Source organism: Pseudomonas sp. B20(2017) (assembly GCF_002113125.1).
GTDB lineage: Bacteria > Pseudomonadota > Gammaproteobacteria > Pseudomonadales > Pseudomonadaceae > Aquipseudomonas.
In genome coordinates this window covers 22857-36374 of sequence record NZ_NEJP01000013.1, presented here as the reverse complement: position 1 = coordinate 36374, position 13518 = coordinate 22857, and the positions used below count along the sequence as shown (strand labels likewise).

Here is a 13518-nt window from a genome sequence, read left to right as displayed (position 1 = left end):
TCTCGCCGTGATCCTTCTCATGCAGAGCGTGGGAAGGAGCGGCAGTAGGTGTAATTGCCTCAGGGTTTGCCATTCCCTTCGATATGCCCCAACGGCACCCGCTTCTCTATCGCACTCGACAACACGATCGACGTCTTGCTGAACCCGAATTTCGCCACCTGGTTGATCAAGTCCTCCAGCTCCGGCATCGAGCCGACGGCGGCCTTCATGATCACGCACGGATCGCCCGTCACTCGAAAGCACTCGGTCAGTTGCGGAATTTTCACCAGTTCGTCGTAGACCTTTTGGCTGCCGTTCTGGTGGAGGCGCAATTCGATCACGCACTGGATCGGCAAGCCGATTTTCGACAGGTCGATGTTCGCCTGATACCCGGTGATGACTCCGGCCGCCTCGAGTTTGGCCACGCGCTCGGCGACGGCGGGGGCGGAGAGGTTCACTTTGCGGGCGAGGTCGGCGTAGGACGCGCGACCGTTTTCGAGCAGGGCGCTGAGCAGCATGCGGTCGTATTTGTCCAAGGTCGTACTCCTGAAAATGCCAGACTTTCGAAATGACGGTTTCGGCCGTCAATCTCCGTGTTTTCAAAAGTGTACCGGCGCTATAAACAGGTTTTGTAACTTATTTTTAGCGGATGGCCTTTCTAGAATAACCCATCCCCTGAGTCTGACTTTCGAGCTGCCCATGTCTGCCTTGCGCCGTTTTTCCTTGCCGTTGATCGCTGCGTTTTTTGCGTTGTACGTGATTTGGGGATCGACCTATCTGGTGATCCGCATCGGCGTCGAATACTGGCCGCCGCTGATGCTCGGCGGCGTGCGCTTCGTGATTGCGGGCACTCTGATGTACGCCTTCTTGCGCTCGCGCGGGACACCGGCTCCGACCTGGGCGCAGTGGAAAGCGGCGGGGATCATCGGGATTCTGCTGCTCAGTTTCGGCAACGGCGCGGTGACGCTGGCCGAGCACAGCGGCGTGGCATCGGGTGTTGCTGCGCTGGCGGTGGCGACGGTGCCGCTGTTCACTTTGCTCTGCGGGTATTTCTGGGGCGCGCGCAACACCCGTCTGGAATGGGCCGGGGTGGCGATGGGGATTATCGGCATCGCGATGCTCAACATGGGTTCCAACCTGCAATCGAGCCCGCTGGGCGCGGCGCTGCTGATTTTCGCGGCGGCGAGTTGGGCGTTCGGTTCGGTGTGGAGCAAACACTTGCCGCTGCCTCAAGGCGCAATGGCCAGTGCCGTGGAAATGCTGGTGGGCGGCGTGGTGCTGTTGATCGGCAGCGCGGCCAGCGGTGAACACCTGCAAGCCATGCCGCCGCTGGAAGGCTGGCTGGCGCTGGCGTACCTGATCTTCTTCGGCTCGATCATCGCTTTCAACGCCTACATGTATCTGTTGAAAAACGTTCGCCCGGCAGCTGCCACCAGTTATGCCTATGTGAACCCGGCGGTGGCGGTGTTGCTGGGGATCGTGTTTGTCGGCGAGACCATCGGCATCGAAGAGGCGCTGGCGATGCTGGTGATCATCGGCGCGGTGGTGCTGATCGGTCTGCCACAGTGGCGCCGCCCACGGCAGCTGCCGGTGGTCACCGAACCTGCTGCCCCAACGACGGCCATTCCGACGGAGCAGCGTGCGAATTAGGGTAAACTGCGCGCCATCGCACACTTGCTCTGATTTATTCCTACGGTACTCCCATGACTTTCGCCACCCTTGGCCTGATCGAACCCTTGCTGCGCTCCCTCGAGAAGCTCGGCTACCAGACCCCGACGCCGGTGCAGGCGCAAGCCATTCCGGCGGTGCTGGCCGGTCGCGACCTGATGGCCGCGGCCCAGACCGGGACCGGCAAGACCGCCGGTTTTGCCTTGCCGCTGCTGCAATTGCTGGCGATGGAAGGGCCGAAAGTCGCTGCCAACTCGGTTCGCGCGCTGATTTTGGTGCCGACCCGCGAACTGGCTGAACAAGTCCACGAAGCCGTGCGCCAGTACGCTGAAAACCTGCCATTGCGCACTTACGCGGTATACGGCGGCGTCAGCATCAACCCGCAGATGATGAAGCTGCGCGGCGGCGTCGATCTGCTGGTCGCCACTCCGGGCCGTCTGCTCGACCTGTTCCGCCAGAACGCGCTGAAGTTCAATCAGTTGCAAACCCTGGTGCTGGACGAAGCCGACCGCATGCTTGACCTGGGTTTTTCCGAAGAGCTGGCGAACATTTACCGCGCGTTGCCGAAAAAACGTCAGACGCTGCTGTTCTCCGCGACCTTCTCCGATGACATCCGCCTGCTGGCCGGGCAGATGCTCAACGATCCGCAGAGCATCGAAGTCAGCCCGCGCAACGTTGCCGCCAACACCGTCAAGCAATGGGTGGTGACGGTGGACAAGAAGCGCAAGCCGGAACTGTTCGTGCACCTGATGCGCAAGAACAAGTGGAAGCAGGTGCTGGTGTTTGCCAAGACCCGTAATGGTGTGGACGCGCTGGTCGAGAAACTTCAAGGTCTGGGCGTGAACGCCGATGGCATCCACGGCGACAAGCCGCAGGCGACCCGGCAGCGGGCACTGGACCGTTTCAAACTGAGCGAAGTGCAGATTCTGGTGGCGACCGATGTTGCTGCTCGTGGTCTGGATATCGAAGACCTGCCGCTGGTGGTCAACTTCGATCTGCCGATCGTCGCTGAGGATTACATTCACCGTATCGGCCGGACTGGCCGCGCGGGTTCGACCGGTGAGGCAATCTCGCTGGTGTGCGCTGATGAAGTGAACATGTTGTCGGCGATTGAAATGCTGACTCGCAGCACGTTGAAGCGTGAGGTTGAGCCGGACTTCGTGCCGGAGCACCGCGTGCCGGACACCGATGCCAGTGGTCAGGTGATCAAGAAGCCGAAGAAACCGAAAAAGCCGAAAGCTTCCGGTGGTGGCGGTGGCAAGCGCAATCTGGGCAAGTGGGTGGACAGCGGCGAGACTCAGGCGCCGGAGCCTTCGATCAAGCCTGTGCGCAAGGTGCCGGTGTTCAATACCGGGCCGCGCAAGCGTAAGCCTTGATTTGAGTCGGCGGTTGTAAGGCCGCCTTCGCGAGCAAGCTCGCTCCCACATTGAGCTTCAGTGGTATGGAGATCACTTGTGGGGGCGAGCCTGCTCGCGAAAGCAGCGCCTCGGTTTTAACCTTTTCGCTGCAACCACTGCGCCATCCCAAACCCCGCCGCCCGGCCACTGGCAAAACACGCCGTCAGCAGATACCCCCCAGTCGGCGCTTCCCAATCCAGCATTTCCCCCGCACAAAACACCCCCGGCAACGCCTTGAGCATCATCCGCTCATCCATCGCCTCGAACGTCACGCCACCGGCACTGCTGATCGCTTCATCCAGCGGACGGGTTTTCACCAGCGTCAGCGGCAAGGCCTTGATCGCACGGGCCAGCAGCGCGGGATCGGCAAACGTCGCAGCATCAGTAAGTTCCCGCAACAACGCCGCCTTCACCCCATCAATCCCGACCTGACTGTGCAGATGCTTGGCCATCGAGCGCGAACCCCGTGGTTTGCTCAATGCCGCCTGCAATTTATCCACAGGCCGGCCGGGCAGCAGGTCGATGTGAATGGTCGCGGCACCGTGCACATTGATCGCCTCGCGAATCGGTGCGGACAGCGCGTAGATCAGACTGCCCTCGATCCCGGTCACGGTAATCACGCATTCACCCAGACGCGGAACATCGTCGTTCAAACCAATGGCGATATTTTTCAGCGGCGCGCCGGCGAATTTGCTGACCATCACTTCGCTCCAGGCCTGCACCTCGAAGCCGCAATTGCTCGGCTGCAACGGCGCCAGTCCTACGCCGCGTTGCTCAAGCGGCAGCATCCACGCGCCGTCGGAGCCCAGTCGCGACCAACTGCCGCCGCCGAGAGCGAGCAGGGTGGCGTCGGGGGTGAGGGTTTTCTCGCCTTCCGGGCTGTCGATGCGCAGCGCACCGTTTTCATCCCAGCCGAGCCAGCGGTGGCGGTTGTGGATAACCACGCCGCTGTCGCGCAGGCGCTTGAGCCAGGCGCGCAGCAGCGGTGCGGCTTTCATGTCGGTGGGGAACACCCGGCCGGAGCTGCCGATGAAGGTTTCGATGCCCAGTTCGTGAATCCACCGGCACAGCGCATCGGCGTCGAACGCGCGCAGCAGCGGGGCGATGTTCGGGGCGCGTTCGGCGTAGCGCGAGAGGAAGGCCGGCCAGGCTTCGGAATGGGTGATGTTCATGCCGCCAACTCCGGCCAGCAGGAACTTGCGGCCCACCGAGGGCATGCCGTCGTACAGGTCGACACGGACTCCGGCCTGGCTCAGCACTTCGGCGGCCATCAGGCCGGCGGGTCCACCGCCGATGATGGCGACGTGAGCGGGAGAGGTGGCGTGAATCTGGGTCATGGCGTGCGCTGCGGTCTGACGAAATATGGCGCGCATTCTAACAGCGCAAATCCCTTGTGGGAGTGAGCCTGCTCGCGATGCGGCGGATCAGTCGCCATCGATTCCGGATGAGAGGGTCTCATCGCGAGCAGGCTCGCTCCCACAGAGGCTTGCGGTGGCTCAAATCGCTGATCAAAAAACAACCAGCTCGCTGCAGGCCATGTTCAGTGTGGGCTGTAGTCCCTTTCGCTCAGGTTATCCACAGGCCGTTCCACAGCCATTGTGGGTAACGCAGCACAACTCAATGACAACCCGATGACTGCCAGACGCGCTGCGCACTGTGATGCAGGATGCCGTGGCGGCGGGCGAGAGCGTGGCGATCCTTGCTGTAACCGCCGCCGATCACCCCGACCACCGGGATGTCGCGGCCCAGGCAGTGGCGCATCACGCTTTCATCGCGGGCGGCGACGCCTTCGTCGGTCAGTTGCAGATAACCGAGGGCATCGTCCTTGTGCACGTCGACGCCGGCGTCGTACAGCACCAGATCCGGCTGATACAGCGGCAGCAGGTAGTTGAGCGCATCGTCGACCACTTTCAGGTAATCGGCGTCGCCCATGCCGTTGGGCAGCGGAATGTCCCAGTCGCTTTCGGCCTTGCGTGCAGGAAAGTTCTTTTCGCAGTGCAGGGAAACGGTGATCGCTTCCGGGGTGTTGTGCAGAATCCGTGCAGTGCCGTCGCCCTGATGCACGTCGCAGTCGAAGATCAGCACCCGGTTCACCCGGCCGCTTTGCAGCAGGTAGTGGCTGATGATCGCCAGGTCATTGAAGATGCAGAAGCCGGCGGGGTAGTCGTAATGGGCGTGATGGGTGCCGCCGGCCAGGTGACAGGCCAGACCATGTTCCAGCGCTTTCTCAGCCGCCAGAATCGAACCGCCGACGGCCCGCACCGTGCGTCGGGCCAGGGCTTCGTTCCACGGCAGGCCGAGGCGCCGCTGGTCTTCGCGGGACAACTCGCCGCTCATGTAGCGTTCGATATAACCGCGGTCATGGGCCAGGGCGAGAATGTCGGCAGGGCACAGTTCAGGGCGCAGCAGGTCTTCATCGCGGGTCAGGCCGCTGTCCACCAGGTGATCGCGCAGCAGGCGGAACTTGTCCATGGGGAAGCGGTGATCCGCCGGAAATTCCGGGCTGTAGTCTTCGTGGTAGATCAGCGGCAACGGCATGGTGGACTATTCATAAAGGCTGCAGGAAAGAGTGCAAAGCCTAACAGCGATGTAGACTGACGGCATCAAGCGGAGGGGCGGGATGGAACCGATACTGGAGCTGGAAAGCGCAAGGCTGCTGATGCGCCAATGGCAGGACGAGGATTTGCCGGCGTTTGCGGCGATGTGCGCCGACCCGCAGGTGATGCGCTACTTCCCCGCGCCCTTGAGCCGGCTGGAAAGCGCCGCGTTGATCGGTCGGGTGCGCGGGCATTTTGCCGAGCACGGGTATGGCCTGTGGGCGCTGGAGCGCAAGGACAGTGGCGAGTTCATCGGTTTTACCGGGCTCGGCGTGGTCGGCTTCGATGCGCCGTTCACCCCGGCGGTGGAAATCGGCTGGCGGCTGGCCAAGGAACACTGGGGCCTGGGTTATGCCAGCGAAGCGGCGTGGACCGCGCTGCGTTGCGGCTTTGACCGGTTGGCCCTGAAGGAGATCGTGTCCTTCACCGCGCAGAGCAATCTGCCGTCGGAAAAAGTCATGCAGGCGATCGGCATGCATCACGATCCAGCCGACGATTTTGATCACCCGAAACTGGCGGTCGACCATCCGTTGCGTCGACATGTGTTGTACCGCATTACCCGGGAGCAATGGCTGCAGACCTTGCATGGCTAAGCCGACACGGACGTTTACAATGGCGCGATCAGTGGCTCGCGCCAGAATCTGAATTGGCCGCCGCAGCCAAGACTGCGCGGCATAGCTTTGTGTGAGGAGAGTCTGAATGAGCCAAGTGTTGGAAGATCTGGTGGATCTGCTGACCCTCGAACCGATCGAGGAAAACCTGTTCCGTGGTCGCAGCCAGGATCTGGGCTTTCGCCAGTTGTTCGGCGGCCAGGTGCTCGGCCAGTCGCTGTCGGCGGCCAGTCAGACCGTTGAAGAAGCGCGCCATGTGCATTCGATGCACGGTTATTTCCTGCGTCCGGGCGATGCCAAGTTGCCGGTGGTCTACTCGGTTGACCGCGTACGCGACGGCGGTAGTTTCAGCACCCGTCGCGTGACCGCGATCCAGAAGGGCCACCCTATTTTCACCTGCAGCGCTTCGTTTCAGTACGACGAGGAAGGCTTCGAACACCAGAGCCAGATGCCGCAAGTGGTCGGCCCGGAAAACCTGCCGTCGGAGCTGGAACTGACCCAGCAACGCGCGCACCTGATCCCGGAACACATGCGCGAAAAGCTGCTGTGCCCGAAGCCGATCGAAGTGCGCCCGGTCACTGAAAAAGACCCGTACAACCCGCAACCGGCAGATCCGGTCAAGTACGTGTGGTTCCGCGCCGACGGCGCGTTGGCCGATATCCCGGCACTGCACAAATACCTGCTGGCCTACGCCTCGGACTTCGGTCTGCTGACCACCTCGATGCTGCCGCACGGCAAATCGGTCTGGCAGAAAGACATGCAGGTCGCCAGCCTCGACCACGCGTTGTGGTTCCACAATGACCTGCGTGCCGATGACTGGTTGCTCTACGCCATGGACAGTCCGTGGGCCGGCAATTCCCGCGGGTTCTCCCGTGGCAGCGTGTTCAACCGCGCCGGGCAACTGGTGGCGTCGGTGACTCAGGAAGGCCTGATCCGTCATCGCAAGGACTGGGCATGAGTCTGGCGGATGTGCGGCACTGGGTGTTCGACATGGACGGCACCCTGACCGTCGCCGTGCACGACTTCGCTGCGATCCGCGTGGCGCTGTCGATCCCGCCGGAGGACGACATCCTCACCCACCTCGCAGCATTGCCTGCCGAAGAAGCGGCGGCGAAACACGCGTGGCTGCTGGAGCATGAGCGTGATCTGGCGCTCGGCTCGACCCCGGCGGTCGGCGCGGTGGAGCTGGTGCGCGACCTGCACGCCCGGGGTTATCGCTTGGGCATCCTGACCCGTAATGCGCGGGAGCTGGCCCATGTGACGCTGGAGGCCATCGGCCTCGCGGACTGCTTCGCGGTGGAGGATGTGCTGGGCCGCGATGAAGCACCGCCAAAACCGCATCCGGGTGGCCTGCTGAAACTCGCCGAGGCCTGGCAAGTGCCGGCGAGCGAGATGGTGATGGTCGGTGATTACCGGTTTGATCTCGATTGCGGCCGGGCGGCAGGCACGCACACGGTGCTGGTGAACCTGCCGGATAATCCGTGGCCGGAGTTGACCGACTGGCATGCGAAGGATTGTGTGGAGTTGCGGCAGATGCTTTTGGCCTGAGACCTGCGTTGTCTGCACGGACGCTTTCGCGAGCAAGTCGAGTCGTCGCACCGCCGCTCCCACAGGGGAATGCATTCCAAATGTGGGAGCGGCGGTGCGACGACTCGACTTGCTCGCGAAGAGGCCCGACCCTCCACCCAACAACTTACTGCTCGAATAGAGCTTTCTGGCCTTCCGGCGAGGTCAGCATGCCGTCGCCGTCATGCCCGACGCCGGGTACTTCGATCAGTCGCTGATTCACCCCTTCAGGGTGACGACGCAGCAAGTAACCGAAAAACAGCTTCCCGCGCTCCAGTCGATAAGCCCCTTGGGCTTTGGCGGCGCAGCTCTTGTCCAGCGCCGGGTGTTGCGGGTCGGTGTCCTGCTGGCCCAGCAGATAAATCACCTCGCGTTTGACGTAACGGCCTTCAAGCTGCGCGGGCGTTTGCCCACCCGAGTAGATCGGCGGATCCACCAGACCGTACTTCCAACGGTTGAAACCCGGGCACTTCGCATGATCGAAGGCCACCGGGCGCTGCTCATTGAAGTAGGCGTACGACGACGGGTTGGCGACTACATAACGCAAGCGAATGCCCTCGGCCTTGAGCGCCGGTTGTTCCTGAGCCAGCAGCGCATAACGCTGCACCACCTGAGCGCCGCCGGAGTGGCCGAAAATCACGATCTGCTTCACGTCCGGAAACTGCTTGCGATCGCTCAGCCGCCCGACGATTTCGTCCAGTGCGGCGTAGGAACTCAGCGGGTTCGGCCCTGTGGATAACCCGCCGCCCATCCAGTCGTTGCCTTGCCAGCGCAGCACGCTGGCGGGCAGCGAGTAGAGCGACACATCGCTTTCGTTGAGAAACTGCGGGGCGATCACCAGGGTGTTGGCGGTTTGCCCGGCCAGTTCCGCCGCGACTTCGCCGCTTTTGCGATAGGTCTCGGCGTTGCGCAGACGGCCATGAATGACGATCAGCACGCGCTCGATTTTCGCCGGCGCCGGGCCGATGCCCACCGCCATTTCGCCGGCCTGCAATTGCAGGCGCCCGGGACTGATTGCGTCGACGCCGGCCGCTTGGGCGGTGCCGCCGATGAACAGTAAAGCCAACAGCCATTTATGCATTTACAGGTTTTTCGCCGCAAAGGTATCGCACTGGCCGACCTGGCCCTGGGCGAATCCGGTTTTGAACCAGCGCACCCTTTGCGCCGACGTACCGTGGGTAAACGAGTCCGGCACCACACGGCCCTGACCCTGTTGTTGCAGGCGATCATCACCGATCGCGTTCGCCGCGTTCAAGGCTTCTTCGATGTCGCCCGGTTCCAGCCAGTTCAGACGCTTCTGCGCGTTGTAGGCCCAGACTCCGGCCAGGCAATCGGCCTGCAGTTCCTGACGCACCAGCAGACCGCCGTCACCTTCCATCTGCCGGCCTTGCTGGCGGGCTGTCTGAATTTTCGCCGAGACGCCGAGAAGCGTCTGCACATGGTGTCCGACTTCGTGAGCGATCACGTAGGCCTGGGCGAAATCGCCGGCGGCTTTGAAGCGTTGAGCCATTTCCTGGAAGAACGCCATGTCCAGATAGACTTTCTGGTCCGCCGGGCAATAGAACGGGCCGGTGGCCGAGGTCGCCAGACCGCAGGCGGAATTGACCCGGTTGCTGAACAGCACCAGGGTCGGATCCTTATATTGCCGGCCGGCCTGCTGGAAGATCGCGCCCCAGGTGTCTTCGGTGTCGCCGAGGATCGAGCGCACGAATTCGGCCTGTTCATCGTTGGCCGGTGGTGCCTGACGGGTTTGCGAAGTAGGGGCCGATTGTTCGGTCATCTGCCCTGTGAGCTGGCCGAGGATCTGCAGCGGGTCCTGGCCGGTGATCCAGCCGATGCCGACAATCAGCAGGATCGCCCCGAGGCTCAGGCCCTTGCCGCCACCGAAGCGCATACCGCCACCACCGCCCATATCATCGCCACGGGCATCGACGACGTTGTCACTGCGTCGGCCTTTTTTCCATAGCATGTGGGAATCCTCTTTCTGATCGTGGTGATGAGTGTTGCTGGTGTGTGAGTGTGGCGCCAGTCCGGTCGTCCGTCTATTCGTACACACGCACAAAGGCCCGGCCTCGGGGTGACGAGGTCGGGCCTGTTATTGACGAGCACGAGCGCCGGGAATTCAATTCGTCGGCGGTTTTCTTTCGCCGGGTCAGGTGTCAGCGGTCGAAGGCATCCCACACTGGCGCAAAGTCCGGGCTGACCTGACGTTCGCGCTTGGACAACCCGGCGATCAACGCCCGGTCGTCATCGTCCAGTTCGACCTTCAATGACTCCAGGTTGGCCAGTTGATTGGTCTTGCTGCTGGCCTTGGGAATCGCCGCGACGTTGTCCTGATCCAGCAGCCACTTCAGCGCGACCTGAGTCGGCAGCACGCCGTGTTTTTCGGCTATCTGCTGAATCTGAGGAATCTCCGAGACCTTGTTACGCGCCAATGGCGTGTAGGCCGTCAGTGCCAGATCGTGTTGACGGGCGTAGTCGAGCAGGGCGTTTTGTCCGAGCAGTACGTGGTACTCGACCTGGATGGCTGACAGAGGGATGCCGTATTCCTCGACGACTTTGCGCAGCAGCGGCAGCGGAAAATTCGCTACGCCAATGTTGCGAGCCAGACCTTGCTCCTTGAACGAAGCGAGGGTTTCGAGGGTGCGCGGCAAATCCCAGTCGGTGGTCGGCCAATGAATCATGAACAGGTCGACGTACTCGCTGCGCAACGCCTTGAGGCTGCGATCCAGCGAGTGACGCATGGCGTCCGGTTGCAACTGGTCCCACCAGACCTTGGTGGTGACGTGAATCTGCTCGCGGGGTGTCGGCGTATTCGCCAAGGCCTGCCCGACTGCGTCTTCGTTGTTGTAGGCCGCTGCCGTGTCGATGTGTCGGTAACCGAGTTCCAGGGCTTGTTCCACGGCGCGGGTGCATTCGTCGCCGTGCATCGGCCAGGTGCCGAGGCCGAGTTTTGGCAGGTTCAGTCCTTGTCTGTTAACGATGTGCTGCATGGTCGATCTCCTGTTCGAAAGCCGTGGCGCCCGCCATGTGCCGGGCTGCGATGTAACCGAAAGTCAGGGCCGGGCCTAGGTTGATCCCGCCCGCCGGATAATGCCCGCCCATGATGCTGGCCATGTCGCCACCGGCAGCGTAGAGCCCGGCGATAGGCTGGTCTGCGGCGTCGAGCACTTGCGCATGCGGGTTGACCTTGAGCCCGGCGAAGGTGCCGAAGCAGCCCGGCTGCACCTTCACCGCGTAGAACGGGCCTTGTTCGATGGGCGCCACGCACGGATTGGGCTGTTGCGCCGGATCGCCCTGTTTGCGGTTGTACGGGGTCGAACCGCGACCGAACAGCGGATCTTCGCCGTGCCGGGCATGGTGGTTGTAGTCATGGAGAGTGGCGCGTAAACCGTTCGGATCGATGCCGCATGCGGTGGCCAATTCCTCAAGGGTATTGCCGGTTTTCAGATAGCCGCTGCGGATAAAACCTGACACCGGCACCGGAAACGGCCGAGACATGCCGAGCCCGTAACGCCGCTGGAACGCACGGGTGCAGATCAGCCAGGACGCAACCTCTTCGCCTTCTGGGGCGGCGGCGACCATGGCGCTGACATAGTCGTAATAGCCGTTGGCTTCATTGACGAAGCGCTGGCCGTTGCGCAGCACGCCAATGATCCCCGGTTTGCCGCGTTCGATGATGTGCGGGAAATGGCCGATGCTTCCGTCGGAATGCGGCACTTGCGAGACCGGTGCCCATGCCACGGGCGAGGCCACATCGGTATTGACCCGGGCTCCGACGGTTTCGCCCAGTCGCAGGCCGTCGCCATTGATTGCCAGCGGAGGCAGCGCCCAATGCTCATGACCGGTGGGCGTGCGAGGGAACAAGGCCTTGCGCCGCTCGATGTCGTTGGCAAATCCGCCCGCGGCGAGCACCACGGCTTTGCGGGCATGGACATTGACCGGGCCTTTTGCGGTGTTCACGCGAGCACCAGTGATGCGTGTTTCGTCGCGCAGTAGTTCGGTTACCGGCGCCGACTCCCACAGCAATACGCCAAGGTCCTCGGCGGATTTCGCCAGCCGCGCCACCAGCGCCACGCCGTTGACCAGTTGCATCGCCCGACCGTGCAGCGTCAGGTCCAGCAGGTGGCGAGCGAAACGCCGGGTCACGTGCCAGGCCGCCGACAACGAGCGGGTCAGATTGAGAAACGCCGACAGGTCCGCGCCGGCCATGATCGGCATGCCCATGAACGATGTTTCGCGCATGGTTGTGCGAAGACGCTTGAGCAGGCGCCCGACCTTTCGTCCGTCATAGGGGGCGGCAATCACCGAGCGTCCGCCGGTACCGGCGCCCGGTGTTTCGCCGTGGATGTCGGCGATGGCGTTGCCGTCGGCGAATTGCAGGGCGGTGTGTTGTTCGAAGAACGCCACCATGCGCGGGCCGGCTTCAAGGAAGGCGTTGATCATGGCCGGGTCGTAGTGCTCGCCGAGTTCGTGGCGCAGATAGGTGCGCGGCAGTTCCACGTCTTCCACGATCCCGGCGCGCCGGGCCAGCGGATTGCACGGCACCCACGCCCAGCCGCCGGACCATGCGGTGGCGCCGCCGAACACCGGATCCTTTTCCACCACGATGACCTTCAAGCCATGCCAGGCGGCGGTGACGGCGGCCGACAAACCGGCGGCGCCGGAGCCGACCACCAGAACGTCGCAGTCGATATCGGGAATGGCAGACATTAGCAAGGGCTCCAGCAATCAATTGTTTTTAGAATCATGTTCCAGAAAATAACCAGTGCGGGCGAAGCAGATCAACCGACTGACGTGCAAAGTGGGCGGTTATCGGACGTCGGGTTCCAGATTTCGCATTCCTCGGGATGTCTTCTAGAATCGGCGAAATTTCACCGAGAGCTCACTATGGCCGGCAGTCAAATCGAACGGGTTTTCAGCGTGCTGGAAAGCCTCACCAGTGATCCGCGCGGGCTGCCGATGCAGACCCTGGCCGAGCAACTGGACATTCCGAAGAGCGCGACGCATCGCCTGCTCGCCGAGCTGATCCGGCTGGGTTACGTGCGGCAGAACCCGGAGACGTTGCGTTATCACCTGTCGACCAAACTGGTTGCGATGGGCTTTCAGTACCTGTCGAGCAGCGGCGCCGACATCGTGCAGCCGGTGCTCGATAGGCTGGCCCAGGAAACCGGTGAGCTGGTGCGTCTGGGGGTGATCGACGGCGAACGCCAGACCTGGATCGCCAAGGCACAGGGCGCTCGCACCGGTCTGCGTTACGACCCGGACATGGGTCGCGATGCGCCGCTGTTCTACACCGCATCGGGTCATGCGTGGCTGGCGTGCATGAGCGACGCCGAGGCGTTGTCGCTGGTCGAACGCCAGGGCGCGGAGGTGCCGGCGGATATCGGGCCCAACGCGCCGCGTTCCAATATTGAACTGCTCGAACGCCTGCGCGTGGCCCGGGAACAGGGTTATGCCTGTGTGGAAGAAAGCTCGGCGGTGGGCACTTCGGCGATTGCTGCCGTGGTGAAACATCCTGCCGATGGCCGGGTGATCGGCGTGCTCAGCATCGCCGGGCCAAGCGCACGGATGCCGGGGGCACGATTGCATGAACTGGCGCCGTTGCTGCTGACATTCACTGAGGAGTTGTCGGCGGCCAGCCTGGCCTCGGAGTTGTTCGTTTAAACAAAGCTGTGCGCTGTTCGCCCACTTTTCAGT

The 13518-nt window shown here is 62.6% G+C and carries 13 protein-coding genes; 6 read left to right on the top strand and 7 right to left on the bottom strand.

Annotation, left to right across the window (positions count from 1 at the left end):
* Positions 1-59 precede the first annotated feature (59 nt).
* Entirely contained in the window at positions 60-515 is a 456-nt protein-coding gene (locus CAF63_RS19205) for an Lrp/AsnC family transcriptional regulator (protein ID WP_085687884.1), read from the bottom strand.
* Positions 516-678: 163 nt separating this feature from the next.
* On the opposite strand from CAF63_RS19205, the gene yedA reads away from it, so the two are divergent.
* Complete coding sequence (gene yedA / locus CAF63_RS19200; protein ID WP_085687882.1) at positions 679-1629, top strand: drug/metabolite exporter YedA; 951 nt, start codon at positions 679-681, stop codon at positions 1627-1629.
* 53 nt (positions 1630-1682) lie between these two features.
* Positions 1683-3023: a DEAD/DEAH box helicase gene (locus CAF63_RS19195; protein WP_085687880.1), complete on the top strand. Its 1341-nt coding sequence runs from the start codon at positions 1683-1685 to the stop codon at positions 3021-3023.
* A 116-nt stretch (positions 3024-3139) separates the two neighbouring features.
* Here the strand turns inward: CAF63_RS19195 and CAF63_RS19190 are convergent, their stop codons facing one another.
* Together CAF63_RS19190 and CAF63_RS19185 are read right to left on the bottom strand one after the other, a co-directional pair.
* Positions 3140-4381 (bottom strand): TIGR03862 family flavoprotein, encoded by a 1242-nt coding sequence (locus CAF63_RS19190; protein ID WP_085688086.1) that lies wholly within the window; start codon positions 4379-4381, stop codon positions 3140-3142.
* A gap of 280 nt (positions 4382-4661) precedes the next feature.
* On the bottom strand, positions 4662-5582 hold the full coding sequence (locus CAF63_RS19185) for a histone deacetylase (protein ID WP_007958746.1): 921 nt from the start codon (positions 5580-5582) through the stop codon (positions 4662-4664).
* An 82-nt stretch (positions 5583-5664) separates the two neighbouring features.
* On the opposite strand from CAF63_RS19185, the gene CAF63_RS19180 reads away from it, so the two are divergent.
* From CAF63_RS19180 to CAF63_RS19170, 3 genes are all read left to right on the top strand, one after another.
* Complete coding sequence (locus CAF63_RS19180) at positions 5665-6234, top strand: GNAT family N-acetyltransferase (RefSeq protein ID WP_064382143.1); 570 nt, start codon at positions 5665-5667, stop codon at positions 6232-6234.
* A gap of 106 nt (positions 6235-6340) precedes the next feature.
* Complete coding sequence (gene tesB, locus CAF63_RS19175; RefSeq protein ID WP_007958750.1) at positions 6341-7210, top strand: acyl-CoA thioesterase II; 870 nt, start codon at positions 6341-6343, stop codon at positions 7208-7210.
* Positions 7207-7800, top strand: a complete 594-nt coding sequence (locus CAF63_RS19170) for an HAD family hydrolase (protein ID WP_085687878.1) — start codon at positions 7207-7209, stop codon at positions 7798-7800. Before tesB ends, CAF63_RS19170 begins: the two co-directional genes overlap by 4 nt.
* 145 nt (positions 7801-7945) lie before the next feature.
* Here CAF63_RS19170 and CAF63_RS19165 read toward each other — a convergent pair whose 3' ends face one another.
* The 4 genes from CAF63_RS19165 to CAF63_RS19150 form a co-directional block, all read right to left on the bottom strand.
* Positions 7946-8899, bottom strand: a complete 954-nt coding sequence (locus tag CAF63_RS19165) for an alpha/beta fold hydrolase (protein WP_085687876.1) — start codon at positions 8897-8899, stop codon at positions 7946-7948.
* Entirely contained in the window at positions 8900-9787 is an 888-nt protein-coding gene (locus CAF63_RS19160; protein ID WP_039771788.1) for a neutral zinc metallopeptidase, read from the bottom strand.
* A gap of 190 nt (positions 9788-9977) precedes the next feature.
* Positions 9978-10811 carry an aldo/keto reductase gene (locus CAF63_RS19155; RefSeq protein ID WP_085687874.1) on the bottom strand — a complete coding sequence of 278 codons (834 nt, stop codon included), beginning with the start codon at positions 10809-10811 and terminating at the stop codon, positions 9978-9980.
* Positions 10795-12531, bottom strand: coding sequence for an FAD-dependent oxidoreductase (locus CAF63_RS19150; protein WP_085687872.1), 1737 nt, complete (start codon positions 12529-12531; stop codon positions 10795-10797). The genes CAF63_RS19155 and CAF63_RS19150 overlap by 17 nt, the downstream gene beginning before the upstream one ends.
* A gap of 177 nt (positions 12532-12708) precedes the next feature.
* On the opposite strand from CAF63_RS19150, the gene CAF63_RS19145 reads away from it, so the two are divergent.
* Positions 12709-13485, top strand: a complete 777-nt coding sequence (locus CAF63_RS19145; RefSeq protein WP_011336050.1) for an IclR family transcriptional regulator — start codon at positions 12709-12711, stop codon at positions 13483-13485.
* Positions 13486-13518: the final 33 nt, after the last annotated feature.

Coding starts and splice junctions, on each gene's coding strand:
- tesB (WP_007958750.1), top strand. CDS start 6,341: ATGAGCCAAGTGTTGGAAGATCTGGTGGATCTGCTGACCCTCGAACCG.
- CAF63_RS19150 (WP_085687872.1), bottom strand. CDS start 12,531: ATGTCTGCCATTCCCGATATCGACTGCGACGTTCTGGTGGTCGGCTCC.
- CAF63_RS19145 (WP_011336050.1), top strand. CDS start 12,709: ATGGCCGGCAGTCAAATCGAACGGGTTTTCAGCGTGCTGGAAAGCCTC.
- CAF63_RS19155 (WP_085687874.1), bottom strand. CDS start 10,811: ATGCAGCACATCGTTAACAGACAAGGACTGAACCTGCCAAAACTCGGC.
- CAF63_RS19165 (WP_085687876.1), bottom strand. CDS start 8,899: ATGCATAAATGGCTGTTGGCTTTACTGTTCATCGGCGGCACCGCCCAA.
- CAF63_RS19180 (WP_064382143.1), top strand. CDS start 5,665: ATGGAACCGATACTGGAGCTGGAAAGCGCAAGGCTGCTGATGCGCCAA.
- CAF63_RS19160 (WP_039771788.1), bottom strand. CDS start 9,787: ATGCTATGGAAAAAAGGCCGACGCAGTGACAACGTCGTCGATGCCCGT.
- CAF63_RS19190 (WP_085688086.1), bottom strand. CDS start 4,381: ATGACCCAGATTCACGCCACCTCTCCCGCTCACGTCGCCATCATCGGC.
- CAF63_RS19195 (WP_085687880.1), top strand. CDS start 1,683: ATGACTTTCGCCACCCTTGGCCTGATCGAACCCTTGCTGCGCTCCCTC.
- yedA (WP_085687882.1), top strand. CDS start 679: ATGTCTGCCTTGCGCCGTTTTTCCTTGCCGTTGATCGCTGCGTTTTTT.
- CAF63_RS19185 (WP_007958746.1), bottom strand. CDS start 5,582: ATGCCGTTGCCGCTGATCTACCACGAAGACTACAGCCCGGAATTTCCG.
- CAF63_RS19170 (WP_085687878.1), top strand. CDS start 7,207: ATGAGTCTGGCGGATGTGCGGCACTGGGTGTTCGACATGGACGGCACC.